This window comes from Ruegeria sp. AD2(2025) (assembly GCF_056542385.1).
Window position 1 is genome coordinate 605,909 of the sequence record NZ_JBQFZS010000001.1, and the last position, 25,908, is coordinate 631,816.

At 60.7% G+C, this 25,908-nt stretch carries 22 protein-coding genes; 10 read left to right on the forward strand and 12 right to left on the reverse strand.

The window, feature by feature from the left end:
* The first annotated feature begins 46 nt into the window (after positions 1–46).
* Both ACR1XV_RS03000 and ACR1XV_RS03005 read left to right on the forward strand, forming a co-directional pair.
* Positions 47–1,267: an N-acetylmuramoyl-L-alanine amidase gene (locus ACR1XV_RS03000; RefSeq protein ID WP_480528811.1), complete on the forward strand. Its 1,221-nt coding sequence runs from the start codon at positions 47–49 to the stop codon at positions 1,265–1,267.
* 95 nt (positions 1,268–1,362) lie between these two features.
* On the forward strand, positions 1,363–3,852 hold the full coding sequence (locus ACR1XV_RS03005) for a penicillin-binding protein 1A (RefSeq protein ID WP_480528812.1): 2,490 nt from the start codon (positions 1,363–1,365) through the stop codon (positions 3,850–3,852).
* On the opposite strand, the gene ACR1XV_RS03010 is transcribed toward ACR1XV_RS03005, so the two are convergent.
* On the reverse strand, positions 3,846–4,676 hold the full coding sequence (locus tag ACR1XV_RS03010; protein ID WP_480528813.1) for an aminoglycoside phosphotransferase family protein: 831 nt from the start codon (positions 4,674–4,676) through the stop codon (positions 3,846–3,848). The genes ACR1XV_RS03005 and ACR1XV_RS03010 overlap by 7 nt on opposite strands.
* 77 nt (positions 4,677–4,753) lie before the next feature.
* Here ACR1XV_RS03010 and prfB point away from each other — a divergent pair, with 77 nt between their 5' ends.
* The 3 genes from prfB (at position 4,754) to ACR1XV_RS03025 (ending at position 8,291) form a co-directional block, all read left to right on the forward strand.
* On the forward strand, positions 4,754–5,878 hold the full coding sequence (gene prfB, locus ACR1XV_RS03015) for a peptide chain release factor 2 (protein WP_480528814.1): 1,125 nt from the start codon (positions 4,754–4,756) through the stop codon (positions 5,876–5,878).
* A gap of 189 nt (positions 5,879–6,067) precedes the next feature.
* Positions 6,068–7,465: an amidase gene (locus tag ACR1XV_RS03020; protein WP_480528815.1), complete on the forward strand. Its 1,398-nt coding sequence runs from the start codon at positions 6,068–6,070 to the stop codon at positions 7,463–7,465.
* A gap of 28 nt (positions 7,466–7,493) precedes the next feature.
* Entirely contained in the window at positions 7,494–8,291 is a 798-nt protein-coding gene (locus ACR1XV_RS03025) for a DUF2189 domain-containing protein (RefSeq protein ID WP_480528816.1), read from the forward strand.
* Here the strand turns inward: ACR1XV_RS03025 and ACR1XV_RS03030 are convergent, their stop codons facing one another.
* The 6 genes from ACR1XV_RS03030 to ACR1XV_RS03055 all read right to left on the reverse strand — a co-directional run bounded on the left by ACR1XV_RS03030 (position 8,292) and on the right by ACR1XV_RS03055 (position 14,407).
* Positions 8,292–8,513, reverse strand: a complete 222-nt coding sequence (locus tag ACR1XV_RS03030; RefSeq protein ID WP_480528818.1) for a hypothetical protein — start codon at positions 8,511–8,513, stop codon at positions 8,292–8,294. It abuts the gene before it with no gap.
* The gene (locus tag ACR1XV_RS03035; protein WP_480528819.1) at positions 8,510–9,667 is read right to left on the reverse strand and encodes an aromatic ring-hydroxylating oxygenase subunit alpha; all 1,158 of its coding nucleotides are present in this window, start codon (positions 9,665–9,667) and stop codon (positions 8,510–8,512) included. The genes ACR1XV_RS03030 and ACR1XV_RS03035 overlap by 4 nt, the downstream gene beginning before the upstream one ends.
* A gap of 94 nt (positions 9,668–9,761) precedes the next feature.
* Positions 9,762–10,484 (reverse strand): helix-turn-helix domain-containing protein, encoded by a 723-nt coding sequence (locus tag ACR1XV_RS03040; RefSeq protein ID WP_480528820.1) that lies wholly within the window; start codon positions 10,482–10,484, stop codon positions 9,762–9,764.
* Between the two features lie 285 nt (positions 10,485–10,769).
* On the reverse strand, positions 10,770–11,330 hold the full coding sequence (gene ilvN, locus ACR1XV_RS03045) for an acetolactate synthase small subunit (RefSeq protein ID WP_480528821.1): 561 nt from the start codon (positions 11,328–11,330) through the stop codon (positions 10,770–10,772).
* A gap of 8 nt (positions 11,331–11,338) precedes the next feature.
* Complete coding sequence (locus ACR1XV_RS03050) at positions 11,339–12,589, reverse strand: glycosyltransferase family 87 protein (RefSeq protein ID WP_480528822.1); 1,251 nt, start codon at positions 12,587–12,589, stop codon at positions 11,339–11,341.
* Positions 12,590–12,655: 66 nt separating this feature from the next.
* Positions 12,656–14,407, reverse strand: coding sequence for an acetolactate synthase 3 large subunit (locus ACR1XV_RS03055; RefSeq protein ID WP_480528823.1), 1,752 nt, complete (start codon positions 14,405–14,407; stop codon positions 12,656–12,658).
* A 423-nt stretch (positions 14,408–14,830) separates the two neighbouring features.
* Here ACR1XV_RS03055 and ACR1XV_RS03060 point away from each other — a divergent pair, with 423 nt between their 5' ends.
* A complete protein-coding gene (locus tag ACR1XV_RS03060; RefSeq protein WP_480528824.1) occupies positions 14,831–15,676 on the forward strand; it encodes a HalD/BesD family halogenase in 846 nt (281 codons plus the stop codon).
* A gap of 42 nt (positions 15,677–15,718) precedes the next feature.
* Positions 15,719–16,105: a bleomycin resistance protein gene (locus ACR1XV_RS03065; protein ID WP_480528825.1), complete on the forward strand. Its 387-nt coding sequence runs from the start codon at positions 15,719–15,721 to the stop codon at positions 16,103–16,105.
* A 74-nt stretch (positions 16,106–16,179) separates the two neighbouring features.
* Here ACR1XV_RS03065 and ACR1XV_RS03070 read toward each other — a convergent pair whose 3' ends face one another.
* Together ACR1XV_RS03070 and ACR1XV_RS03075 are read right to left on the reverse strand one after the other, a co-directional pair.
* Entirely contained in the window at positions 16,180–16,824 is a 645-nt protein-coding gene (locus ACR1XV_RS03070; protein WP_480528826.1) for a response regulator transcription factor, read from the reverse strand.
* Positions 16,821–18,257, reverse strand: a complete 1,437-nt coding sequence (locus ACR1XV_RS03075; protein WP_480528827.1) for a cache domain-containing protein — start codon at positions 18,255–18,257, stop codon at positions 16,821–16,823. Before ACR1XV_RS03075 ends, ACR1XV_RS03070 begins: the two co-directional genes overlap by 4 nt.
* 248 nt (positions 18,258–18,505) lie before the next feature.
* Between ACR1XV_RS03075 and ACR1XV_RS03080 the strand changes: the two genes are divergently transcribed.
* The 3 genes from ACR1XV_RS03080 to ACR1XV_RS03090 all read left to right on the forward strand — a co-directional run bounded on the left by ACR1XV_RS03080 (position 18,506) and on the right by ACR1XV_RS03090 (position 23,006).
* Positions 18,506–19,588 carry a TRAP transporter substrate-binding protein gene (locus tag ACR1XV_RS03080; RefSeq protein ID WP_480528828.1) on the forward strand — a complete coding sequence of 361 codons (1,083 nt, stop codon included), beginning with the start codon at positions 18,506–18,508 and terminating at the stop codon, positions 19,586–19,588.
* Between the two features lie 119 nt (positions 19,589–19,707).
* Positions 19,708–20,634 (forward strand): TRAP transporter small permease subunit, encoded by a 927-nt coding sequence (locus tag ACR1XV_RS03085; protein WP_480528829.1) that lies wholly within the window; start codon positions 19,708–19,710, stop codon positions 20,632–20,634.
* Positions 20,635–20,651: 17 nt separating this feature from the next.
* Complete coding sequence (locus ACR1XV_RS03090) at positions 20,652–23,006, forward strand: TRAP transporter large permease (protein WP_480528830.1); 2,355 nt, start codon at positions 20,652–20,654, stop codon at positions 23,004–23,006.
* 42 nt (positions 23,007–23,048) lie between these two features.
* On the opposite strand, the gene ACR1XV_RS03095 is transcribed toward ACR1XV_RS03090, so the two are convergent.
* The 3 genes from ACR1XV_RS03095 to ACR1XV_RS03105 form a co-directional block, all read right to left on the reverse strand.
* Positions 23,049–24,407 carry a dicarboxylate/amino acid:cation symporter gene (locus ACR1XV_RS03095; RefSeq protein ID WP_480528831.1) on the reverse strand — a complete coding sequence of 453 codons (1,359 nt, stop codon included), beginning with the start codon at positions 24,405–24,407 and terminating at the stop codon, positions 23,049–23,051.
* Between the two features lie 243 nt (positions 24,408–24,650).
* Positions 24,651–25,058, reverse strand: a complete 408-nt coding sequence (locus ACR1XV_RS03100; protein ID WP_480528832.1) for a VOC family protein — start codon at positions 25,056–25,058, stop codon at positions 24,651–24,653.
* 6 nt (positions 25,059–25,064) lie between these two features.
* Positions 25,065–25,889 (reverse strand): arginyltransferase, encoded by an 825-nt coding sequence (locus ACR1XV_RS03105; protein ID WP_480528833.1) that lies wholly within the window; start codon positions 25,887–25,889, stop codon positions 25,065–25,067.
* Between the last annotated feature and the right edge of the window lie 19 nt (positions 25,890–25,908).

Genomic DNA, 25,908 nt, shown 5'->3' on the forward strand with positions numbered 1-25,908 from the left:
GGTCGGGTAGAGTACCGGCCAAACGATCTCGGGAAAACTTGAGGCCATGAGCAGGATTTTCTATGCACTCGCCCTGATCTGGGCGCTGACCGGCGCAGCATTCGCGCATGACTTCAGCGCGCTTGCGCGGGTGCTGCCGGATCAAAGCCGGATCACCGATGCGGGCCGGTCGGGCGTGCGGGTCGATCTTGGCCTTAGCCAGGGGGTGCCTTATCGCGTCTTCACCCTGCGCGATCCCTATCGCATGGTTCTGGATTTTCAGGAGGTCGACTGGACCGGGCTTGACCGTCAGCGCTTTTTGCAAACCAACCGGATCAGCGGCGTGCAGTTCGGGACCTATGTGCCCGGCTGGTCGCGGCTGGTGCTGGAACTGGGCGCGCCCTTGGCCATCGAAACCGCCGATCTGCGCGTGGATGAGGCCACCGGGGCCGCGCATCTGTCGCTGCATCTGATGGGCACCGATTTCGACAGCTTTGCCGCCAGCGCGGGCGCGCCGCGCCAGCCCGGCTGGGATTTGCCCGAACCGGCGGTCACGCCCGAGGCCGAAAAGCCGCGCGACAACCGGACCCTGCGCGTGATGTTGGACCCCGGTCATGGTGGCATTGATCCGGGGGCCGAAGTTCCCGGCACCGATGAAAAAACCCTGATGCTGACTTTCGCACGTGAACTGCGCGAGATGCTGCTGCGCGCGGGCGGGTACGAGGTGGTGATGACGCGGGTGGATGACCAGTTCGTCAGCCTTGAACGCCGCATCGCGCTGGCGCATCGGGCGGGGGCGGATGTGTTTATCTCACTCCACGCGGATTCGCTGTCCGAAGGGCGCGCGCATGGGGCTGCGGTCTATACGCTGGCCGATGAGGCCTCGGACGTCGCCAGCCAGAAACTGGCCGAGCGGCATGACCGGGGCGACCTGATCGCCGGGATTGATCTGAGCGGGTCCGACGATCAGGTGGCCGACGTGCTGCTGGACATGGCGCGGCAGGAAACGAGGCCGCGCACCAACGCTCTGGCGCGGGCGCTGGCTGACGGCATGGCGCAGCAGGGCGGGCCGATGAACAGCCGCCCGATCCGCACCGGATCGTTCTCGGTGCTCAAGGCGGCGGATATCCCCTCGGTACTGGTGGAGCTTGGGTTTCTGTCCAGCCCGCGTGATCTGAAGAACATTCAAGACCCCGATTGGCGCGCAGCGATGGCGCGGGGGCTGGCGCAGGGGCTTGAGGGCTGGCGGCAGGACGATCTGGTGAAACGCGCGCTGGTGGGGCAATAACGCAGCGGCGCAAAACGGCCATTGTAGGCTTTCGTGTTTTGACCCGGGGCAGGCGCGTCCCTATATAGGCGGCACCGCGAGTAAAAGGCAGTAACGTGATCCGGTTTATTCTTTCGTTTTTCGGGGCGATCTTCAGCCTCGTGACCTTGGGTATCTTCATGGCCGCGCTGGTTGTCGGCGCGGTGTTCTGGATGTATGGCCGCGACCTGCCCAGCCACGAGTCGCTGGCGCAATATAAGCCCCCCACGATCAGCAGGATTTATTCGGGCGAAGGTCAATTGATCGACGAGTTCGCGCAGGAACGCCGCCTGTTCACCCCGTCCGAAGAAATTCCCGATCTGGTGAAGCAGGCGTTCATTTCGGCGGAAGACAAGAATTTCTATACCCATCAGGGATACGATCCGCGCGGCATCGTCGCAGCCGGGGTTGAGGCGGTGAAGTCCAAGGGCGCAAACGTGCGCGGGGCGTCGACCATTACCCAGCAGGTGATGAAGAACTTCCTGCTGTCCGGCGACCGCCGGGCCGAGCGTAAGATCAAAGAGATCATCCTCGCCACCCGCCTTGAGGATACGCTGGACAAGGAACAGATCCTCGAGCTTTACATGAACGAGATCTTTCTGGGCCAGAACTCTTATGGGGTGACTGCGGCGGCGCAGACCTATTTCAACAAAACGCTGCAGGAACTGGCCCCGCATGAGGCCGCGACGCTTGCCGCGATGCCCAAGGCCCCGTCGGATTATCACCCCGTTCGGCAAAAAGAGCGCCTGCTGGCCCGCCGCAACTATGTGCTGCGCGAGATGCAGCAGAACGGGTATATTGACCAGGCGACCTATGAGGCCGAGGTCGATGCACCGCTGCGCTCGGTCCAGAATGGTGACTTTGAAAGCTTCCGCACGGCTTTGCCGCCGCGCGACTATTTCACCGACGAAATCCGCCGTCAGCTGAGCGAGGATTTCGGCGAGGGAGAGTTCTTTACAGGTGGCTTCACCGTGCGCGCCTCGGTGGATGAAGAGATGCAGGTCGAAGCCGCCAAGGCCCTGCGGACCGCGCTGCAGAAATACGACCGCTCACGCGGGCGCTGGCGCGGCACCGGAGAGGTGATCGCCGAAGAAAAGCTGGCGGATGAGGCGCAATGGCGCGAGGCGCTGGCGGTCATGGAAATCCCGCGTGATGTGGTGTTGCCGACGCAGTGGTATCCTGCGGTCGTGCTGAACGTGGGTGATCAATCTCTGACTGTCGGGATCGAAGACGGCCCGGCGGACGGCACCATTCCACGCTCGGACATCCAGTGGATGCAGGGCGACTTTGCGGCCAACTTCAAACGTGGTGACGTAATCCTTGTGATGGAAGGCGAAGAAGGGCAATGGTCCGCCCGTCAGGTGCCCGAAGTGCAAGGTGGCTTTGTTGCGATGGACGTGAACTCTGGTCGTGTTCTGGCGATGCAGGGCGGGTTCTCTTATCAGGACACGGTGTTCAACCGCGCCACGCAGGCGCAGCGTCAGCCCGGGTCGAGCTTTAAGCCCTTCGTCTATGCCGCAGCTTTGGACAGCGGTTACAGCCCCGCGACCATCGTTGTGGACGCGCCGATTGAGGTGAACACACCGCAGGGCCTATGGCGGCCGAAGAATTCGTCGAACAAATTCTATGGTCCCACACCGCTGCGTACCGGGATCGAACAGTCGCGTAACCTGATGACCATCCGTCTGGCGCAAGAGGTCACGATGCCCGTTGTCGCGGGCTATGCCGAACGCTTTGGCGTCTATGACCGGATGGGGGCATTCCTGGCGAACTCGCTGGGGTCCGAGGAAACGACGCTCTACAAGATGGTTGCTGCCTACGCGATGTTTGCCAATGGGGGTGAACGGGTTGAGCCGACGCTGGTTGACCGGATTCAGGACCGGTACGGCAAGACGATCTATCGCCACGATGACCGGCAATGTCTGGATTGCAATTCAAGCTGGCTGGAACCCGATGAGGCGCCGCAGATCATCACCGACCGCAGTCAGGTGATGGATGCGATTACGGCCTATCAGTTGACCTCGATGATGAAAGGCGTGGTCGATCGCGGCACGGCCTCGGCCCATGTCAAGCTGCCGGTGCCGACAGCGGGTAAGACCGGGACGACCAACGAATCCAAGGATGCGTGGTTCATCGGCTTCACCTCGAACATCGTGGCAGGTTGCTATATCGGCTACGACCGCCCGCGCCCGATGGGGCGGGGGGCTTATGGCGGCACGATGTGCGGCCCTGTCTTCCAGAGCTTCATGGAGAAAGCGGTCGAGAAGTACGGCGGTGGCCCGTTCGAAGTGCCTCCGGGTGGGCATTTCATCAAGATCGACCGGTTCAGCGGCGCGCGTCTGCCCGAGGATGCCAGCGGCGAATATGTTGTGGCCGAGTATTTCCGCGATGGCGTCGATGGCTTTATCGACCGGGTTTACGATGGTGGGTTCGCTGTTGGATCGGAATTGCCGCTGTTCGAGGAAGTGACCCGTGGCGGGCGTCAGGTGACGACCTCGACCGGGAACACGATCACCGTTGGGCCCAACGCCAGTCAGGGCGATCTGCAGGGCGGCGGGCTTTATTGATCCGCGATCTTTAGGAACAGGTGCAGCAGATCGGCCTCACGGTCGGTCTCGATCAGGCCTTCGGCGCGCCAAAAGATCGACAGCGCGCATTTTGCGGCGGCCCATTGGGTCAGCCGGTTCACGTCTACGCGCATCGCGCTGGCGTAAAGTTTCAGGCATCGTTCGATCTGGCTGCGTTGCCGCGCCAGCGCGGCCATGCCCTTGGGGTGGCGCAGAGCGTTGGCAAGCTCGAACGCGGGATCGCCCAGATAGCCTTTGGCATCGATGACCCGAGGGCCTTGGGCCGTTTGGATGACGTTGTCGGGGTGCAGATCGCCGTGCAGCGGGACGGCGACGGGCTGACTGTCCAGCAGGGTGCGTGCCAGAGCGATCGCCCGGGCCATGTCATGCTGCAGTTGCGGGTTGCATTTCGGTGAGAAGCGGATTGCGAAGATCGGGTCGAAGACCTGCTGCAGCGGCTTGAGGCCCGTTGTCTGCACAACCGGCGCGCGATGCAGGCGCTGCGCTGTTTCGGCCAGAGTTGTCAGGGCCGTATTGGGCTGACCTCCTCGCGCCAGATCGCCCAAGGACGGCCCCTCGAGCCAGTCCATCAGCACCGCATCTGCGGTTTCGGCCAGAACCCGAACCGAGCCGCGACCCTGCCATAGGCTGAGCAGCTTCGTCCCCGCAGCCTCATTCCCTCGATCCGCCCTGCGATAGAGCTTCAGGGCGGCGTAACCATCGGCTGTCTGAACCTTCCAGACCCGCGCGTGACCGGTATCGGCGACCTGCGCCAGAAGGCTCAGACCCCATTCATCTGCTATCTTTTCCGCAGTGCTCTGCATTCCGATCCTGCCCGTCTTGTGGTGGCTTGCACCTCTTGCTATCACGCAGGCCTGATTGAGCAAGTTGGGACAAGACCATGCGCGCCGAAACCCAGAACATCGTGGCGGAAATCGAAAAGTCGCTGGAGCTGCTGGCGCAGCGCATGGACTATGAAACCGCGCCGCACCGGTTGGAGGAGTTCAACGCACGCGTCGAGGACCCGAACCTGTGGGACAATCCCGAGAACGCGCAGAAGCTGATGCGCGAACGGCAGATGCTGGTCGATGCCATTGAGACCTACGAGACGATCAAAACCGATCTGAGCGACAATATCGAGCTGATCGAACTGGGTGAGATGGAAGAGGACGAAGAGGTCGTTCAAGATGCCGAAGCGGCCATCAAGGCGCTTGGCGCGAAGGCCGCCAAGAAAGAGCTTGAGGCGCTGCTGGACGGTGAGGCGGATGGCAATGACACCTTCCTCGAAATCAACTCGGGCGCAGGGGGGACCGAGAGCTGCGACTGGGCCTCGATGCTGGCGCGGATGTATGTGCGTTGGGCCGAGAAGAAGGGCTATACCGTCGAGCTGCAGTCCGAGACGGCGGGAGAAGAGGCGGGGATCAAGTCTGCCGCGTACAAGATTTCCGGGCACAATGCTTATGGTTGGTTGAAATCCGAGAGTGGCGTGCATCGGCTGGTGCGAATCTCGCCTTATGACTCGGCGGCCAAGCGGCATACCTCGTTTAGTTCGGTCTGGGTCTATCCGGTGGTGGACGACAATATCGAGATCGAGGTGAACCCCTCGGATATTCGCATCGACACCTACCGGTCTTCGGGGGCCGGGGGGCAGCACGTGAACACGACGGACTCGGCGGTGCGGATCACGCACATCCCCACTGGCATCGTGGTGACGAGTTCCGAGAAATCGCAGCACCAGAACCGCGACATTGCCATGAAGGCACTGAAATCGCGCCTGTATCAGCAAGAACTGGACCGCCGGAATGCCGATATCAACGCGGCGCATGAGGCCAAGGGCGACGCGGGTTGGGGCAACCAGATCCGGTCTTACGTGCTGCAGCCCTACCAGATGGTGAAGGATTTGCGGACTAATCATGAGACCTCGGACACCAAAGGGGTGTTGGACGGGGATCTGGATGGGTTCATGGCGGCGACGCTGGCGCTGGACGTTGCGGGGAAATCCCGGTCCGAGGCGCAGGGCGACTGAGGTCGCCGGGGGCTCTGCCCCCGTCGCGGCGGGCCGCGACTCCCCCGGGATATTTTTGGCCAGATGAAGCGGGATCCCGTTGCGCGGGTGGGCGCGGGAAAAGATACATTCAAACAGTGGGTTTAATTGCTGTCTTGGCTTGGCTAGGCTGGGTTGCAAGAGGCGGTGGCGTATCGGTTTGGAACCTTGATGAATTTGAGTGAATTCTCTGCCGAAGACCTGTTGGGCGGGCTGGCTGATGGACGGCTTTCAGCCGAGGCGCTGATGCAGGCGACATTGGACCGGATCGGTGCGGTCAATGGTCGGGTCAATGCGATTGTGGCCTTGCGGGGCGAGGATGAGCTGATGGCCGAGGCCCGGGCCATGGATGCCGGGCCGCGCCGTGGTGCCCTGCGTGGTCTGCCTGTTGCGGTCAAGGATCTGGTGAATGTGGCGGGGGTTCGTTCGACGCAGGGGTCGCCTTTGTTCAAGGATCATGTTCCGGGGTCCGATGACCTGATCGCGGCGCGTTTGCGAGCGGCGGGGGCGATCATCATCGGCAAGACCAACACGCCGGAATTCGGGCTGGGGTCGCATACGTTCAACCCCGTCTATGGCGCGACGTGCAATCCCTATGATCTGTCCCGGTCCTGTGGCGGATCGTCGGGCGGGGCGGCGGTGGCGCTGGCGACGGGAATGCTGGCGCTGGCCGACGGGTCGGACATGATGGGAAGCCTGCGCAACCCGGCCGCCTGGAACAATGTCTACGGATTCAGGCCCAGTTGGGGGCGGGTCCCGGCCGAGCCTGCCGGGGACAGTTTCCTGCATCAGCTTTCGACCCTGGGGCCCATGGCGCGCAGCCCGGCTGACCTTGGCATATTGCTGGATGTGATATCGGGCCCTGATCCGAGGATGCCTTTGAGCGGGCCGGTTGCTGATGTCGCTCCGGTCCGGCCCGTTGACCTTTCGGGGGTACGGATCGGGTGGCTGGGCGATTGGGGCGGGGCATTTCCGTATGCAGAGGGGATTGGTGATCTCTGCGAGCGCGCGTTGAAGGTTTTCGAGGGGCTTGGGGCGCAGGTCGAACCTGTTGCACCGCCCTTTTCCGCTGACCTGATCTGGAACAGCTGGACCACCCTGCGATCCTGGAGTGTGGCGGCGGGGCTGGAGCCGCTGGTGGATCAGAAGGCCGCGTTGAAGGACAGCGCCCAGTGGGAGTTGGATCGGGGGCAGGCGCTGAGTGCGATGGAGGTGCACCGGGCCAGCGTCATTAGGTCGGACTGGTTCCGGCGGGCGGCCGAGGTGTTTGAGGCCTATGACGCGCTGATCCTGCCTGCAGCGCAGGTCTGGCCCTTCGGGATCGAACTGCCTTACCCGACCGAGATCGCGGGGCAGGCGATGGACAGCTATCACCGCTGGATGCAGGTGACGACACCGGTCAGCCTGCTTGGCCTGCCCTGTCTGGCGGCGCCTGCGGGGTTCGGTGCCGATGGTTTGCCAATGGGGCTGCAACTGTTTGGCCCGCGTGGATCAGACGGACTATTGCTGGCGATTGGCGCGGCCTATCACGTGGAAACAGAGTGGCCGCAGAAAAGACCGGCCCTTTAGAGCAGGGGCCTGGGGAGGAGAGACAGAGATGGACAAACCCTTTGGTGTGCCAACGCTGAAGCCTGCCGATACGGCGATGTTGAAAGAGGCCCTGCGGCGGGCTTGGCATGATTTCCGCCGCGCGCCGCTGTTTGGGCTGCTGTTTGCGGGCTTTTACGTGCTGGGGGGCTGGATCATGGCCTGGGTTACGTTGCAGACCGGCACCTCGTTCTGGCTGGTATTGGCTGCCATCGGCTTTCCGCTGATCGGACCTTTTGCGGCCGTTGGTCTCTATGAGGTATCGCACCGTCTGGAACAGCAGGAGCCGCTGGATTTCGGCGCGATTTTCGGTGTTGTGATCCAGCAGAGCCGCCGGCAGTTGCCGTCGATCTGTGCGATCATCGTGGTTATGTTCCTGTTCTGGTTCTTCCTCGGCCATATGATCTTTGCCCTGTTTCTGGGCTTGACGACGATGACCAATATCTCGTCTTCGTTCGAGGTGTTCCTGACCCTCAACGGGCTGACGATGCTGGCCGTGGGAACGGTTGTCGGCGCGGTATTTGCCGTGCTGCTCTATATGATCACGGTGCTGTCCATTCCGATGCTGCTGGACCGTGAGCTGGATTTCGTAACGGCGATGATCTCGAGCTTTGCTTACGTGAATGCCAACAAGGCGGTGATGCTGGGGTGGGGGGCTTTCATCGCGGTTGTGACCTTTGTGGCGCTGATCCCGTGGTTTTTAGGGCTGTTTGTGACGCTGCCCCTGCTGGGCCATGGCAGTTGGCACCTCTACCGGCTGATCACCGGAGATGGCGGGGCCGAGGCGGCGCAGCAGCCATCTGTGTAGTCAGGGCTGCCGAACCTCGCGCCCCATGTCGATCAGGCGCTGGCGCAGAGGGGCGGCGGCGGGCAGGTTCGCCTCGAGCGCGTGGATATAGGCGTGGGTCAGGAAGAACGCGGCGGTATCTTCATCCCGTGCCGCATCCGCCGCCTGCCGATACAGATCGGCCAGCGCGGCGGTGTCTGCGGCTTGATGCGCCTGTCTGAGCCGCGCGTCCAGATCGTTCATTCCGCCGCCGGTCGGGCGCGATGGGCCTGCAGGCGGCCTGCCACCCAGTCGTGGAACAGGTGGGTCGGCCCGTCCATGGCCGGAGAAAACCGCCCGCCATCAAAACCCGGGGCAGCGCGGCCGCGCTGCATCCCTTCGACGACAAAGACATCCTCTTCAAAGACCTCCTTCCACTGGGCGGTGTTGCGCGCGCGCAGATCGTCGTCGGTGTCGGCCACCGCATAAAACAGGTGAATATGTTCCGAGGTCTGGTCCAGCGCCTCGGGGCGCAGGATGATGGCGAAGGCGTGATCGCGGTGGACGCCGAGCAGCACGTTGGGAAAGGCCGCGATGTATTCAGCGGCGGTGTCCCATTTTGCGCTAAGCCCCGCGAAGTCGGGGAAGACGGTGCCATCCTCGGCTGTCAGTTGCCGATAGACCAGCGTCCCCTGACCCGAGAACAGGCCGGGTTCCTGGATGTGATAGTGATCTTCCAGCCGGGAATAGCTGTTCAGGCCCGGATGCACCCAGGGCAGGTGATAGCTTTCGCAGTAATTCTCGACCGCCAGTTTCCAGTTGCAGTTCACATCAAGGCGGAAGCTGCTGTCGGCACCGCCGTGAAACAGCGGCTTCTCGAACTCGGCCCAACGCGCGATCAGGGCGGCGTTGGCCTCTTCAAAGGCGGGGGCCGTGCCCGAGACGTTGATCCAGACCAGCTCGCGCCAGATATGGCTGCGCACCTCGATCAGGCCAAGCTCGGACCGGTTCACCCGCTCATGTGCGTTCTGGCCGGGGCCGCCCACATGCGGGGTTGCAACCAGTTGGCCTTCGGTCGAATAGCACCAGCTGTGATAGGGGCAGCGGATGGCCCCTTCGATCTTGCGTGGTTCTTCCACCAGGATCATGCCGCGATGGCGGCAGATGTTCTGAAACACGCGCACCTGTCCCGACCTGTCCCGCAGCAGGAGCAAGGGGATGCCCATGAACTGCAGCGGCACCGCGTCGCCGGGTTCGGGCACGTCTGCCGTTGCGGCAAGGCCGGCCCAGCCGTCCAGCATCAGGGCGCTGGCCTCTTCGGCGTGATGGGCGGGGTCGGTATAATGCGCGTTGGGCAGGCCCAGAGCGGTCTCGATGGGCTGGCGGACGGCTGACAGATTGGTTGGGGTGCTGGTCATGTGGTCCTCCTGAGTTGGGAACCAGCCTAGCCACGGCACAGTGGGGCTGACTTTCAATTCCGCGACTTCGGCTTTTCTCACAGCGACACTTCGGTCACATCTGCGCGGGCATATGGACCGGTGAGCGAGGCATTGCGCGGGCCAGTCGCAGGGCTGCGGGCAGGTCGCGGCCCAGATATCGCAGTTCCAGTTCTTGCACATCCGCGCCGGTACCTGCGGCGCGCGGAAGACTGATCAGATAACCGGACCAGTTTGGTTCGGGGGTGTCAGGGGTTGGGGTCGCCACCATCATCCGGCAATCAAGCCCGCCCCGCCGGGACATCAGGGCGCAAATCTGCCCGTTGGTATGCGAGACAAACCCCTGAATCTCGCGCGTGGGGGCGGGGGTTTCCTGCATCAGAGGTCGCGGCTCATATGCGCGCAGTAGGGTACAGTGTTGGATCTGCCGCATGAAGAACAGCCGGTGCAGGCCCGTGCCGGTTTCCTCGGCGTGATAGAAGCCGGGCTCGATCGGTGTCTCGGACTTGGCTGCCAGAAAGCGATCAATTGTCTCGGATGCGGGATGATCCTGAGGCGGCGCAATTTCGTCCAGCGGTTTCAGCAGGATACGGGCGTCGACCCCGAAGAACCGGCAGATGCGGTCCAGAACATCCGGGCGCGGAAAGCTTTCGCCTGACAGATAGCGGTTGAACTGGGTGCGGTTTATCCCCAACTGGCGGCAAAGCGCCGCGACGGACGGGTATCGCCGCGCAAGCTGACGCAGGTTCGCCCCGAACATGCTGCGCAACTCGGCGGGGCTGCGAAATGTGTCGGCCATGTTTGTCCCGGTCGTGAGTGGTATTGCAGGGAAACATAGTCGCAGCGGCCCCAAAAAAGGCCGAACGTCAGGCAGAAATCGTAAAGGTGACCCTAACAGAGACCCTCGTCGGCTCCGCTACGGCTCAGACGCTAGCGTGCCCGGTGACAAAATCAATAGGGTTTACGCCGATTTGCGTGATCTTTTTGCGGTTATTGTATGAATATCGTCCAGTCAGACGCGGGGATGGCACAAGATCATCAGCCCGCTCTGGCTGCAAGGTGCCAGAGCGGCTGCGAATTACGCTCAATCGCCGCGCAGCAGCGCGGCTACACCGGTACGGGCGACTTCGACAAGCCCCAGCGGGCGCATCAGATCGGCAAAGGCGTCGATTTTATCGGGTACGCCGGTGATCTCGAAGATGAACGAGTTCAGCGTGCTGTCGACCACATTGGCGCGGAAGATATCGGCCAGACGCAGCGCTTCGACCCGCTTGTCGCCTTCGCCGACCACTTTCATGATCGCCAGCTCACGCTCGACCGACGAGCCCTCGACCGTCAGATCGTGCACATCCCGCACCGAGACAATACGCCCCAACTGTGCCTTGATCTGTTCGATCACCTGCGGCGTGCCGGTGGTGACGATGGTGATCCGGCTGAGATGCCCGGTGTGGTCCACCTCGGCCACGGTCAGGCTGTCGATGTTATAGCCACGCCCCGAGAACAGCCCGATCACACGGGCCAGAACGCCCGGTTCGTTTTCGACCAGAACGGCGATTGTGTGTTGTTCCTGAACGTCCGAAAAGGTCGGGCGCAGGTTATAGGCGGAATGGCGGGAGGAGCCTTTGACGATGTTTAGCGGGGTCATGGATTTTCCTAAAGATTACTGACCGTTGAACAGGATGCGTTAAGTCGGACGTATACGGCTTTCGTACAAACAGCTATTGAAGCCAGCATGGCCGGTACAAACGCATAGCGCAATGATGGGGAGGCCCCAAAAATTATCAGAACCAGCGCGGGACCAAGGCCAAGCCACATCAGAAGTACGATGAGGCGGCTGGGTAAGTTAGCCCCTAAAACTCCGGCTCTTACCAGATAGATAGCAATCGGAGCGAGAAGAGCTGTTTCGTAGTGCCATAGGTACGGTGTCGAGAGCATGATGCCGGTGCACAGAACCGCAGCCTTCAGATCGAATTCAATCGTCTTGCTTCGCCATGTAACAGCGATCGCTGCTGCCGCCAAAATGGTAATACACCACTGGATCGTTAGGGCAGAAGTGATTGGCAAGCCAAGGCCTGCAAGGATCGAAAAGGCGCTGGCCATTCGCCCCTCATCGGCGATTGTCCTGCTGAGCACCATGAAATGTTCATGCATCATCGCGCGAAGCGCGGGCCAATAGTCAAAGCCGACAATCAAGGTCGCGAGCAGAGAGATCGCTATTGTTGTGATGCTGGCTGCAAGGATCGTCCGCCAGGTACCGATGGCGAGAAGCGCGACCGGAATGAGGATACCGAGTTGTGGTTTCAGTGTAAGTAGGCCGATCAGAAAGCCTGCCAGCACCGGTCGTCCGCCGTGCAGGGCAGTGAGCGCCGCAATCAAACCCGCGGTCCAGAGTATGCTGGTTTGCCCCATGAAAAAGGCAGGCAGGAACGCGGGGGCGCACGAGAATGCCAGCCAGATGGATCTCCGACCGCCAGAGAGCGGCCGCATCGCGATGAATATGGCGATGACTGAAACGGCAGTAAAAACCACCCATGCCGTCGGGAAAGATAGCGCGCCCAAAGGAAGTACGGCGACCAAAAACGCCGGAGGATAAGACCAGGGCATCCAGCCTTCATCAATAACGCCGTTAACTTCGATAATTCTGTCCACGCTGAACGTGGACAACGGACCATCTGTCAACGCAATGCGGGCGGCGGCCCAAAAAATCCTGAAATCATTGTTAAAGGTCGGACGATCATGGAGAACGTTCGTTAGCAGCGTAAGATAAAGCCAGACGACGGATAAGGCATAGAGATAGACGAGGATCAACCAGACCAACCGCCAGCGGCCTTCGAGGCCAAAGGCCTGAAGTCTATCATCAATGATATCCGGCGCGATTGAGCGATTGCCTGTCGACTTAAGCATATCTTGACCTTGAGAGCTTGGGCGCAGGGGACTGCACCCATCCATTGATTATTAAGGCAATCCAACTCACACCAAAACCGAACCCTTTCTATCAATCACGCCCTGCGTTTCGGCCTCGCCCAGAAGCATTTCGTTGTGGGCCTTGCCGGACGGGATCATGGGGAAGCAGTTCTCGTGCTTCTCGACCAGACAGTCGAAGATCACCGGGCCGTCGTAATTGATCATCTCCATAATCGCGTCGTCCAGATCGGCGGGGTCGCTGATCATGATGCCCTTGGCGCCGAAGGCCTCGGCCAGTTTTACGAAATCGGGCAGGGCCTCGGACCACGAATGCGAATAGCGCTCGCCATGCAGCAGCTCCTGCCACTGGCGGACCATGCCGAGGCGCTCGTTGTTCAGGATGAACTGTTTCACCGGCAGGCGGTACTGCGTCGCAGTCCCCATCTCTTGCATATTCATCAACCACGAGGCCTCGCCCGCTACGTTGATCACCAAGGCATCCGGGTGGGCCATCTGCACACCGATCGAGGCCGGGAAACCATAGCCCATCGTGCCCAGCCCGCCCGAGGTCATCCAGCGGTTAGGGTCTTCGAACCCAAGATACTGCGCCGCCCACATCTGGTGCTGGCCCACTTCGGTGGTGATATAGCGGTCATGCCCCTTGGTCAGTTCTTCCAGCCGCTGCAGCGCGTATTGCGGTTTGATCGTCTTCTCGCTGTTGGTGAAGGCAAGGCAGTCCACCTTGCGCCAGTCGGCGATCAGCTTCTGCCATTCGGCCACAGCTGCGGCTTCGGTCTTGCGCCCGCGCTCGGTCCACACGGCCAGAATGTCCTGCAGCACATGGGTCACGTCGCCCACGATCGGAATGTCCACCCGGATCACCTTGTTGATCGAGGACGGGTCGATATCCACATGCGCCTTGATCGAGTTCGGCGAGAACGCATCGATCCGCCCGGTGATCCGGTCGTCGAACCGCGCGCCGATGTTGATCATCAGGTCGCAGTCATGCATCGCCATGTTGGCCTCGTAGAGGCCGTGCATCCCCAACATACCCAACCAGTTCTTGCCTGAGGCCGGATAGGCCCCAAGCCCCATCAGGGTCGAGGTGATGGGAAAGCCGGTCGCATCCACCAGCTCGCGCAGCAGGCGGCTTGCCTCTGGGCCCGAATTGATCACGCCGCCGCCTGTGTAGAATACAGGCTTCTTAGCGGTCTCCATCGCGGCCACCAGTTCGGTGATTTCCTCCAACTCGCCCTTGAGCACCGGCTGGTAATGCGACGCCGACGGTTCGGGTGTTGTATAGGTGCCGGTGGCAAACTGCACGTCCTTGGGGATGTCGATCAAAACCGGACCGGGGCGGCCCGAGGTGGCGACGTGAAACGCCTCGTGCAGTCTGGCGGCAAGCGAGTTGGTATCTTTGACCAGCCAGTTATGCTTGGTGCAGGGGCGGGTGATGCCGACGGTGTCGGCCTCCTGAAAGGCGTCCGAGCCGATCATGAAGGTGGGCACCTGACCGGTCAGAACGACGATCGGGATCGAGTCGAGCAGCGCGTCGGTCAACCCGGTTACCGCGTTGGTGGCACCAGGCCCCGAGGTCACAAGGGCAACGCCCGGTTTGCCGGTCGACCGCGCATAGCCTTCGGCGGCGTGGATCGCGCCCTGTTCGTGGCGCACCAGAATGTGACGGATGTCGTTTTGCAGAAAGATCTCATCATAGATGGGCAGGACGGCGCCGCCGGGATATCCGAATACCGTGTCCACGCCCTGATCCTTGAGGGCCTGAACCACCATCTTTGCGCCGGTCATCTCACGTGTCATCTGCTTTGCTCCGTTCGCGACATGTGTCTTGCGTTTTGCCAAAAAAAAGCCCCCGAGAGTTTCGGAGGCGCATGGGTTCGATTATGGTTTACCGTTACCGGCCCATGCGCGTGGTTCCTACGATTACGACTAGCGCTTTCATCGCCAGAGGCTCCTTCTTTGCGTGCAGGGACATTATGAGCGGCACGCCGGGGCGTCAACAGGCAATCTCACCAATTTTCTATCCTGATTGCGGTATTTTGCGACATATTGTTGCGCAATTTGCCGCACGTTGGGAATTTCCGCGAATTCCGCGCTGATTTTGGCGCGCCCGGAGTGCTGCGCGAATGTCCGAAAGCGTCAGCGAAGTGTCTGAAATGGGCATGATCAGACTAATTCTCTGCGTCACGCTGGGCTGAGGCGTATGACTATCGGAGGTCAGAGATGCTGCATGATCTGGTGGATCTGGGGCGGTACCCGATCGATTGCCCGGATTCGTGGGCCTATAACCGGATGATCGAGGATCTACGGCGCGAACTGGAACGGGACGGATGCGCCGTGCTGCCCGGTTTCGTGCATGAAGCCGGACTGGAACATCTGGTGCGAGAGGCTGAAGCCACCGCCCCGCAGGCGCATCGGTCTTTCAACCGGACCAACGCGTATTTTACGCAGGATGACCCGCGCTTTGGCATCGGGCATCCGTTGCGTCGGTTCTATGATCGCTCGAACGCCTTTGTTCCCGCCGATAACTTCACCAAGGATGGCCCCCTGCGGAGGATCTATGAATTCGAGGGGTTTCTACCCTTCATCCGTGCGGCATTGGCGGAACCCGAGGATCGCTTTTTCCGCTATGATGATCCGCTGGCCGATGTAATCGTAAATGTGGTCGAGGAAGGGCAGGGCTTTCCCTGGCATTTCGACACCAACAATTACACGGTCACGCTGGCGATCCAGAATGGGCAAGAGGGTGGGGCGTTTCAATATGCGCCCAATCTGCGCAGCGCCGAGGATGAGAATTTTGCGGATGTTGCCTCGGTTCTGGATGGCAACATGGGGCGGGTGCGTACGCTGGAACTGCAGCCCGGAGACTTGCAGATTTTCCGTGGCCGGTACTCGCTGCACCGGGTTGCGCCGGTCAAGGGGCCGCGGCGGCGGTATGTCGGGATATTCTCATTCGTCGAAACCGAGGGCATGTGTGGCGGGGTCGAGCGCACCCGACAGCTGTATGGCCGGGTATTGCCGCACCATTATGAACGCGAAGGGTTGCGCGGGGATCAGTTGATCGACTGAACTGTGCTAGACTGAGGGCATCGGTCAGGGGAGGGTCGGTTGATGCAGATCGTGCAACTCACGTCATTTGTCCTGTGTTCTTCGCTGGACGCGCAGGTTGCGTTTTATTGCGACCGACTGGGTTTCGATTGCACTTTCCGGCAGGACAATTATGCCTTTCTGCGCCATGGCCCGGTGGCGATCCGGCTGCTGGAATGCCCGCCGCGCCCCGATGGGCGGGCTTTGGGGGATGATCAGTCCTTCTACATCGATGTAAAGGGTATCGACGCCCTGTTCGAAAGCTTGCGCCCGGGTCTGGACGACCTGCCCGAAGGACGTGTGCGACCGCCCTTTAATCAGCCGTATCAACAGCGCGAGTTCCATGTTATCGACGAGGACGGGACGCTGGTGTTTTTCGGAGAAGACATCAGCCCGCGCGGCGGCGGGTAGCTCTCCCGCCCGTCGTCAATGCGCCTTCGGCGCATCTCCTCCGGTTGGGCCGGGCAGCGCGTGCCGCGCTGCGGTCAGAGCCCGGGGCTGGTGCCCTGCAGGACGCCATGTTCCAAAGCATAGCGGGTCAGGCCTGCGGTGGAAGAAATGCCCAGCTTGCGTTTGATGTTCTTGCGGTGGGTCTCGACCGTGCGGACCGAGATATCCAGCGCCTGCGCGACCTCTTTGTTGGATTTGCCCTGCGCCAGTTCCAGCAGGATGGTCTGCTCGCGACCTGTCAGTGCCTCGCGCGTGTTGCCATCCTTGGGCTCCAGCGAGCCGCTGGCCCCGGTGCAGAGGTATCTCTCACCGCGCATCACGGCGTCGATGGCCTGCTTGATTTCTTCCGTGGGGACGTCCTTCAGCACATAGCCCTTCGCCCCGTGGCTGAGGGCGGTCGAGATGTATTCGGGGCTGTCATGCATGGACAGGATCAGGATGCGGGTGTCGGGCAGGCGTTCGAGGATGATCTCGGTGGCGCTCAGCCCGCTGAGGCCGGGCATATTTAGGTCCATCAGGATCACATCGGGTTGCAGATGTACGGCCTGATCCGCTGCCTCTTGGCCGTTCGACAGTGTGCCGACCACCTCGATCTCGTCATAGCTTTCCAGCAGCGACTGGATGCCCTCGGCCACCATGGGATGATCGTCGACAATGAGAACCCGGATCGTATCAGTCATCGGGAACCGGCCTTTCGTTTTGGTGTTGCGTCTTCCTGCGGCGGCAGCAGGTGGCTGAGCGGCAGGCTGACCTCGATCACGGTGCCGCTGCGCTGGCCGCGCGAAGATAGGATGCGGAGCGATCCGTCAAGCTGTTCGATACGTTCTTGCATGTTGCGCAGCCCGATCCCGGTGCTTGCACCGACCGGCTCGCTGCGCAGGCCGCGACCATTATCGGTTATGCGCATCGTGGCCCCTTTCTTGTGTCCACGCAGGTCGATGGTTACACGGGTTGCGCCTGCGTGACGCTCGATATTGGTCAGCGCCTCCTGAGCGATCCTGTAGAGGGCGATCTTGCTGTCCTGATCCAGCCGGTTGCGGAACACCACCGTCGAGAATTCGGTCTCGATGCCCGTGCGTTCGCGGAAATCATCCGTCAGCGCCTTGAGCGCGGGGCCAAGGCCCAGATCGTCCAGCACACCGGGGCGCAGGTCGCGGCTGATGCGGCGGACCTCGGTGATCGCGGTGCCCAGATTGTCGATACCTTTCTCAAGCGGGTCCTGTGCGCCTGCATCATCGCCACGCGACAGGCGGCGGCGGGCGTTGTCCAGCGCATAGCGGACGCCGACAAGGATCTGGCTGATGCCGTCATGCAACTCGCGCGCCACGCGGCCCCGTTCTTCTTCCTGCGCGTCAAACACCCGCTGCGTCAGTTCCTTGAGCTTGGCGTCAGCCAGCCGCCGTTCGCGGAAATTCAGCAACATGCCCGAGGCAAAGACGATCAGCACAGCGGCCAGAACGATGCCGCCGATATAAAGGAAGGTGCGCTGCACACGCGCCTCGACCTCGGCGCGGGCATTGGCGACGGTGGCGACGATATCGTCGATGAAGACGCCAGTGCCCACCACCCAGCGCCAGTCCTGCAGGCCGACCACATAGGCGATCATCTGCGCCTCTTCCCCGGTCGAGGGCTTTTGCCACATGAAGCTGTGCCAACCGGCCCCCTGACGGGCGAGTTTGATGAATTCGTCGACGATGGGGGTGCCATCACTGTCCGTCAGGCCGACCCAGTTGCGATTGATAAATTCGGTCTGGCGCGGGCTGACCAGATTATTCCCGTCATAATCGTAAACAAAGAAGAACCCGTCCTTGCCGTAGATCATCGCCGACAGGATCTGCGTGACGAGGTTCTGCGCTACCTCGTCATCCGGCGATGCGCGCCCGTAAATATAGGCAAACCCGTTGCGCGCCTGCGTGACGTAGTTGCGCAGCTCGTCCTTCTTGGCTTCGATCAGACGACGCTCGAGCGCTTGTATCTCGCTTTCCGCCGTTGCACGGGATTCATAAGCAACGACCAGCGCAATCGCCGCCACCGCTGCGATCAGCGGTATTGCAGCGACAAGCGACAGCTTCTGCGCGTAGGTCAGCGAGACCAGATTTCGGAATCCTCCCATGGTCGAATCGATACGCAAGCGAGGGGGAAATTGCAAAAAGATTGATCAAACTGACGGTTCAGGCACCGGGTTTTGATGGAATGCAGGTAAATCAGGCCCGATTTGCGAGGCTGTTTCACCAAAAACCCTCTCGGCTACGTAGTAGTAGGTATTCACATTCATGTGCGTGCAACTAGGCTGTCGCGCACTGGAAACGATCGGTCCGGGACAGAACCGGGCAATAAATATGACAGGGGAGGATCACTCATATGGATCGTCGTAAGTTTCTGAAAACGTCAGCACTGGGCGGATCGGCTGCTGCAGCCACCACACTGGCGGCACCCGCCTATGCGCAGGGCAAGCGCACGCTGACCATGGTCACCTCGTGGGGCCGCGGTCTTGCAGGCGTTTTCGACAGCGCGCAGCGTTGTGCCGACAGCATCACCACCATGTCGGATGGCAACCTGAACGTCGAAATCAAAGCCGCCGGCGAACTGGTTGGCGCGTTCGAAGTGTTTGACGCTGTCTCGTCCGGTCAGGCTGATATGTATCATGCCGCAGACTATTACTTTGTCGGTCAGCACCCGGGCTATGCGTTCTTTACCGCTGTTCCGTTCGGCATGACCGCGCAGGAACTGGTGAACTGGTACTACCACGCAGGCGGCATGCAGCTGCATGATGAGCTGGGCGAAATCTTCGGCCTGAAATCCTTCCTGGCTGGTAACACTGGCGCGCAGGCGGGCGGCTGGTTCTCGAAAGAGATCAACAGCCCCGAAGATTTCAACGGTCTGAAATTCCGTATGCCGGGTCTGGGCGGCGAAGCGCTGGGCAAACTGGGCGCGTCGGTGCAGAACATTCCGGGTTCGGAAGTGTATCAGGCGCTGTCGTCCGGTGCGATTGACGGAACCGAATGGATCGGTCCCTGGGCCGACGAGAAGGCCGGCTTCCAGGAAATCACCAAGACCTACTACACCGCGGGCTTCCACGAGCCGGGTGCGGGTCTGTCGCTGGCAACCAACCGTGAGGTTTATGACAGCCTGAGCGCGGCGCAGCAGAAGATCATCGAAATCGCTGCAGCTGAATGCCACCAGTGGAACCTGGCGCAATTCCTGGCCAATAACGGTGCAGCTCTGGCGCGCCTGCAGGCCGCGGGCGTCAAGGTCATGGAATTCCCGCAGCCCGTTTGGGATGCGTTCGGCAAGGCCAGCCAGGAAGTTCTGGACCAGTATATGGGTGACGAGCTGTTTGCGCGCATCCACGACAGCGCCATGAAGTCGATGGCTGAGTCCTCGGCTTGGAACAACCTGTCGTCGGGTGTCTACACGTCCGAGCGCGACCGCGTGCGCGGCTAAGCCATCCCGTTCACAGCAATCGGTTCCCCCGTCTAACGGGGGAGCCTTTCCCGTTGCACATAGGCGGCTCGGACATGCCGCCCTAACCAAACGTGCAACCGACGCGACCTGGGGACAACATGCAGGACGATAACGGTATCTCGTTCTTCGGCGCCCTGTGGAATGGGCTGATCTGGTTCATTCAGAACATTGCCGAAGCCTTCTATAATTTCGGATACGCGATCACGCATCCGCAGCTCTGGCTGAACTGGTCGGACAAAGAGGCGATCATGCGCTTTGTCTACTATGGCGGGTCGGTCGAGTTCTTCTTCGTGATCTTCACGCTATTTCTGGTTCTGACCGCCATCGGGCTTTACTGGCGTGGCTTCATGTGGGGGATTGTGCGTGTCCTCGAAGGGTTCGCCAACACGACGGGTCGGTTTTTCGCATGGGCGGGTCTGCTGATGGTGATCCAGCAGATCATCATCGTGTTCATGCAACGGGTGTTCACGCGGCCTGATATGTCCTTTGGTTTGGGTATCCCTTTTCAGATGGATATCAGTTGGTTCGCGGAAGAACTTAAACTCTATAATGCGATGGTCGTCTGCCTCTGCTGCACCTACACCTTCGTGCAGGGCGGCCATGTGCGGGTTGACCTGATCTATGCGGGCATCAGCCACCGTGCCAAACGTGTCGTCGATATGTGCGGAGCAGTTCTGTTCATGATGCCGATGGCCGTGCTGACCTGGATGTATGGCTGGTACTTTATGTGGCGGCACCTGATCGTGCCGAAACCCTCGGCCAGTGATACGCTGGATCGTCTGCTGGCCAAGTCCCGCGCCCTGCGCTGGAATGTGGAAACCATCGGGTTCAGCCCCAACGGCTTTAACGCCTACTTCCTGTTCAAGATTCTGCTGGTGGCCTTTGCCGCCATGGTGTTCCTGCACGCAATTGCCTTCCTGTACCGCTCGTATCTGGAATTCGTGGAAGGGGTGGGAAGCACCGGAAAATACCTCGACAAGGACAGCCTTGGTGAGGGTGAAGAAGCCTACGAAGGCACGCATTAAGGACGGAGAACCAGACAATGCTATTCGGACTTGATGGCGTCGAGATAGGCCTCATTATCGTATTTTTCTGCCTCTTCGGAGGCATCCTGTCGGGTTTCCCTGTGGCCTTCGCCATCGGCGGGGCCGGGGTGATTTCCTTTGGCATCATCGCCGCGCTAGACAGCGCCGGGCTGTTGATCCACCAAGCGATCGACACCAGTTCGCAGGCTTACCGAGACGTGGTGAATTCAGGGGTCAAACCTGATGTGATATCCGTGTTCCGATACCCGGATTTACCAAGGATCGCCGAACCGGTCTTTGTGCAGGGCTGGGAAACCGCGCTGGATCGGAACGTGTCCTTCATTGTGAACCGCATGAACGAACGAGTTCTGGCCGGACAATCCATCGAAACCCTGCTGGCGGTGCTGATGTTCGTCCTGATGGGCATCACGCTGGAACGCTCGAAGATCGCAAACGACCTGCTGACCACGATGGCGCGCGTCTTTGGCCCGCTGCCCGGCGGTTTGGCTGTGTCGATTGTGGTTGTGGGTGCTTTCCTTGCGGCCTCGACGGGGATCGTCGGCGCGACCGTGGTGACCATGGGCCTGCTGGCGCTGCCGACCATGCTGCGCAACAACTATTCGCCGGAATTGGCGACGGGTGTGATCGCGGCTTCGGGGACGTTGGGGCAGATCATTCCGCCCTCTATCGTGATCGTTCTGCTGGGGACACTGGCCGGAGACCTTTATTCCACCGCACAGGAAACCCGCGCGGTTGAGGCCGGGTGTACCGACGCGCTGACATATCTGGGTGAACCCGCTGTGGTTTCGGTGGGGACATTGTTCCAGGCGGCACTGCTGCCGGGGATTATGCTGGCGCTGCTCTACGCGCTTTATGCCTTTGGCTATGCGCTGCTTAATCCGGATAAGGCACCCGCCGTGGAACTGTCGGGCGGTTCGGGCGAGACCATCACACGGTCCGAAGGCCTGACATGGCTGCTGGGCGCTCCGGTTGCTCTGATCGTAGGCGCGTTGCTGCTGGGCAGCGCGGGTGTGATCGGAAGCCAGAACATCTCGGTCTCAGCGTTTTCGGATATCGGGCAAGGGGCGTCGCTTCGCACCAACGTGTCCGAAGAGTGCAAGGCTTCGATGATCGAACTGCATGGCCAATCCGCATGGGATCAGGCGGTGGCCGAGCAGGAAGAGATCGATGCGGCCGGTGGCGCTGCATCTTCCGAGCGCCTGAGCGAAGAAGAACTGGCCGCTGCGCAAGAGGCCAAGATCGCCTCGGCTGCGCCAATTGGCAACGGCGTGGCCGTAATGGTTGTTCTGTTGGGCCTGACGCTGGTGTTGGGTCGGGGCATTGCGCCCTCGCGTGCGCCTCAGCCGCTGATCTTGGGGGCCATTGGTCTGATCCTGATGCTCTTGGCCGATGTGCTGCTGATTGCACCCACGACCTCATCCGGGGCCACGTTCCTGCTGTTGGCCTTGCCCTTTGCGTTGGCCATGTATGGCTGCAGAGAAGCCGCCGCACGCTGCGCCACCAATGATCTGATCCGCGTGGTCTTCCCGCCGCTGGTTCTGATCATCGCGGTGCTGGGCTCGATCCTTGGCGGTGTGACCAACCCAACGCCCGCGGCGGCGCTGGGGGCAGGTGGTGCCATCATGCTCGCGGCCTATCGCAAGCTTCAGGATCAGGGGCGGTCGGGCAAGGTGATCATCTGGTCGACCTTCGCCGTGATCATCGCGCTTCTGATGGGTGTGAACTTCGACCTGCGCATCAATCAGGGCAATGTCTCGGTCGAAAGCTGGATCGCCTTCATCATCGCCTATTCGGCCTACCTGTATGCGCTGTTCGGCCTGCTGTTCGGCTGCTGGGTCTTGTTCGCCAGCGGTGTCCTGACGCCCGTGGTGCGTGAAACGGCCAAGGTGACCTCGATGGTATTCACCATCCTGATCGGCTCGCAATTGCTGAACCTTGTGGTGATCTCGTTCGGCGGTGAGCATTACATCCAGCAGTTCCTCAAGAGCTTCGACAACGAGTTCACGGTCTTCCTGATCGTGATGCTGGTGCTGTTCTTCCTGGGCTTTGTTCTGGATTTCCTCGAGATCATCTACATCGTGATCCCCATCGTGGGTCCGGTGATCTATGGCGGGTCGTTCGACCCGAAATGGGTGACCATCATGGTGGCGGTGAACCTGCAGACCTCGTTTCTGACGCCACCCTTTGGGTTTGCGCTGTTCTATCTAAGGGGGGTTGCACCGAAAGAGGTCACCACCGGCCATATCTATCGCGGTATTGTCCCGTTCGTGCTGATCCAGGTGGTCGGGATCGGGATACTTTGGTTCTTCCCGACGATCGTGACCATCGTGCCCGATCTGATCCCGAACTGATTGATGTAAAGGAGGCCCCGGCGGGGCCTCCTTTTTTTCATGTCAGGTCTGCGGCTGAGGATGTGTCAGCTTGGCAAACTCCTGTTCGACATCGTGGTCGATCTCCAGGTCGGTGGTGTCGAACACGCCCGCCTCGGGGTTGTCGAACACGGCCCGGTCCAGCTTGCCGACCTTGTTTCCGACGATGGTGGTCACGACGGCGTCACCGGTGATGTTCACCACGGTCCGCATCATGTCGAGGATACGGTCGACGGCGAGGATGATCCCGATGCCTTCCAGCGGCATTCCCAACTGGTTCAGAACCATCGCCAGCATCACGATGCCCACACCCGGAACCCCAGCGGTGCCGATCGAGGCCAGAACCGAGATCGAGATGACAGTCAGATAGCCGCTCAGCCCCAGATCCATGCCATAGGCGTTGGCGAGGAACACGGTGGCCACGCCATGCATGATCGCGGTGCCATCCATGTTGATCGTCGCGCCCAGAGGAACCCCGAACGAGGCGACCGAACGATCAACACCGATGCGCTGCGTCACGCATTGCAGGCTGGCCGGGATCGTCGCGTTCGAGCTGGAGGTCGAGAACGCAAACACCTGAGCCGAACGCATCTTGCGCAGGAACACACGCGGGTTGAGGCCGGTGGTGAAATACAGCAGCGCCATCAGGGTGACACAGAGGTGGAACACCAGCGTCAGGCTGATCGTGGTCAGATAGCCGATCACGGGGCCGAAGAGGCCGAAACCTTCCATCGCGAAGGTCTTGGCGATCAAGCTGAAGACACCGATGGGGGCGAAGGCCATGACGATCTTGACGATCTTCATCGCCAGTTCGTTCATGAACTCGCAACCTTCGACAAACGCCTTGGCACGGCTGCCCATCATCAGAACGGCGATACCCACGACCATCACATAGAAAATGATCTGCAGCATCTCACCATTGGCCAGCGCGTTGATCGGGTTCTTGGGGATGATGTTCGCCAGAATCTCCCACGTGGTCTGCGGGTTGGCGACACTCACCCCGTCTCCGACCAGATACATGCTTTCGAACCCTTTGCCGGGGCCGATCAGGCTGGCGAACACAAGCGCGGTGGTCACGGCCAGCGCGGTGGTGGCCAGATAGGTGACGAAGGTCATGCCGCCGACGCGGCCCAGCAGCTTGACGTCTCCGATCCCGACCACTCCGCAGAGCAGCGAGAAGACAACAAGTGGCACCACCAGCATCTGCAGCGCGTTCAGGAACATCTGCCCAAGCATTGACAGCGCGCCATCGACAAGCGTGGCGTTCAGGGCGGCGATATCGAGATAGTTCAGAACCAGCCCAAACACCGACCCGAGGGCCAGCGCGATCAGGATCTGGGTCGTCAAAGTGGCCGAGACCAGTCGGCGTGTGGCGTTAACCATTTTCCCCCTCCTTCAGTACCTCTGCGATGGTGGGAAGCCCGTCGCAGCAACAAGAAATGCCAGCCCCTGCAAATCGTTAGATGACCGCAGGCCTCAGAACTGGATTGAGTATCAAGAAGTTCGACTAATCTGGTGACGTAACGTCAGTTTTCAACCGCCTAAAAATTATGCAAGGTGGTCAAAATTGCCGCATCAATGGGCGGTTTGATTGGGGGTTTTGGTAATGCCTTGATCTATATGGCTTTATTCGATCAAGGAAGGTGCTGAAAACTCGATCAAATCCCAGCGGTTCCCGAAAGGATCGCGCCAGACGGCGACGATTCCATAAGGTTCGCGGCGCGGGGCTTCCTCGAACCCGACGCCAGCCTTAAGTATTGCGGCATGGTCGCGGTAGAAATCATCGGTTTCCAGAAAGAACCCAACGCGCCCGCCGGTCTGGTTCCCGACCGAGGCCACCTGTTCCGCGCCCACCGCCTTGGCCAGCAGCAGCGATGCGCCGGACGATCCCGGCGGCGTGACGCGGACCCAGCGTTTGCCATCGCCCAGCTCGATATCCTGCGTCAGGGTGAAGTTCAGAACCCCGGTGTAAAACGCAATCGCCGCGTCATAGTCCGGTACGACCAGCGTCACCGCATGAAGGCTCTGCCGCATCGCGGATCAGCCCTTGGTCGGGTGTCGGTCGGGCAGTTGGATATTCGCAACCTGCTCGGCAATCGGGGCCGAGGACAGGGGATGGTGCGAGGCTTGTTCATGCTGATCCGGGTCCTCGACCAGCCGCCATTGGCCCTGAATATAGGCCTGCAGCCCCGAGAACTTGGCCTTGTACCCCATCTTGGGGCTGCCCGGCACCCAATAGCCCAGATAGATATAGGGCAGACCGGCCTCGCGCGCGATCTCGATATGGTCGAGGATCATGTAGGTGCCCAGCGATTTCTGCTGAAACTGCGGCTCGTAGAACGAATAAACCATGCTCAGCCCGTCATCCAGAACGTCCGTCAGGCTGACCGCGATCAGTTCGTCCGTCACCGGGTCGGCATATTCGACAACACGACTGCGGATCGGAGTTTCTTCGATCATCGCGGCGAATTCGAACACGTCCATATCGGCCATCCCGCCATCGGCGTGACGGGCATCCAGATAGCGGCGGAACAGGTCGAACTGCTCGTCCGTAGCCCAAGGCGATGTGGCGCGGCGTTTCAAATAACCGTTGCGCTTTGCTGCACGTTTCTGGCTCTTGCTCGGGCGGAAGGCCGAAACGTCGATCCGTGCCGACAAACAGGCCGAGCAATCGGTGCAGGACGGGCGATAGAGCACGTTCTGCGAGCGTCTAAAGCCCTGTTGGGACAAGCAATTGTTTAACTGGTCCGCGCCTTCCCCCTGAAGGGCGGTGAACAACTTACGCTCCATCCTGCCCTCAAGATAAGGGCAGGGCTGTGGGGCCGTCACATAGAATTGTGGCGCGATTGGCAGCGTGTGTCGCATGAAGGTTCCGCATTTCCTC

Coding starts and splice junctions, on each gene's coding strand:
- ACR1XV_RS03000 (WP_480528811.1), top strand. CDS start 47: ATGAGCAGGATTTTCTATGCACTCGCCCTGATCTGGGCGCTGACCGGC.
- ACR1XV_RS03010 (WP_480528813.1), bottom strand. CDS start 4,676: ATGCAGAGCACTGCGGAAAAGATAGCAGATGAATGGGGTCTGAGCCTT.
- prfB (WP_480528814.1), top strand. CDS start 4,754: ATGCGCGCCGAAACCCAGAACATCGTGGCGGAAATCGAAAAGTCGCTG.
- ACR1XV_RS03020 (WP_480528815.1), top strand. CDS start 6,068: ATGAATTTGAGTGAATTCTCTGCCGAAGACCTGTTGGGCGGGCTGGCT.
- ACR1XV_RS03025 (WP_480528816.1), top strand. CDS start 7,494: ATGGACAAACCCTTTGGTGTGCCAACGCTGAAGCCTGCCGATACGGCG.
- ACR1XV_RS03030 (WP_480528818.1), bottom strand. CDS start 8,513: ATGAACGATCTGGACGCGCGGCTCAGACAGGCGCATCAAGCCGCAGAC.
- ACR1XV_RS03035 (WP_480528819.1), bottom strand. CDS start 9,667: ATGACCAGCACCCCAACCAATCTGTCAGCCGTCCGCCAGCCCATCGAG.
- ACR1XV_RS03040 (WP_480528820.1), bottom strand. CDS start 10,484: ATGGCCGACACATTTCGCAGCCCCGCCGAGTTGCGCAGCATGTTCGGG.
- ilvN (WP_480528821.1), bottom strand. CDS start 11,330: ATGACCCCGCTAAACATCGTCAAAGGCTCCTCCCGCCATTCCGCCTAT.
- ACR1XV_RS03050 (WP_480528822.1), bottom strand. CDS start 12,589: ATGCTTAAGTCGACAGGCAATCGCTCAATCGCGCCGGATATCATTGAT.
- ACR1XV_RS03055 (WP_480528823.1), bottom strand. CDS start 14,407: ATGACACGTGAGATGACCGGCGCAAAGATGGTGGTTCAGGCCCTCAAG.
- ACR1XV_RS03060 (WP_480528824.1), top strand. CDS start 14,831: ATGCTGCATGATCTGGTGGATCTGGGGCGGTACCCGATCGATTGCCCG.
- ACR1XV_RS03065 (WP_480528825.1), top strand. CDS start 15,719: ATGCAGATCGTGCAACTCACGTCATTTGTCCTGTGTTCTTCGCTGGAC.
- ACR1XV_RS03070 (WP_480528826.1), bottom strand. CDS start 16,824: ATGACTGATACGATCCGGGTTCTCATTGTCGACGATCATCCCATGGTG.
- ACR1XV_RS03075 (WP_480528827.1), bottom strand. CDS start 18,257: ATGGGAGGATTCCGAAATCTGGTCTCGCTGACCTACGCGCAGAAGCTG.
- ACR1XV_RS03080 (WP_480528828.1), top strand. CDS start 18,506: ATGGATCGTCGTAAGTTTCTGAAAACGTCAGCACTGGGCGGATCGGCT.
- ACR1XV_RS03085 (WP_480528829.1), top strand. CDS start 19,708: ATGCAGGACGATAACGGTATCTCGTTCTTCGGCGCCCTGTGGAATGGG.
- ACR1XV_RS03090 (WP_480528830.1), top strand. CDS start 20,652: ATGCTATTCGGACTTGATGGCGTCGAGATAGGCCTCATTATCGTATTT.
- ACR1XV_RS03095 (WP_480528831.1), bottom strand. CDS start 24,407: ATGGTTAACGCCACACGCCGACTGGTCTCGGCCACTTTGACGACCCAG.
- ACR1XV_RS03100 (WP_480528832.1), bottom strand. CDS start 25,058: ATGCGGCAGAGCCTTCATGCGGTGACGCTGGTCGTACCGGACTATGAC.
- ACR1XV_RS03105 (WP_480528833.1), bottom strand. CDS start 25,889: ATGCGACACACGCTGCCAATCGCGCCACAATTCTATGTGACGGCCCCA.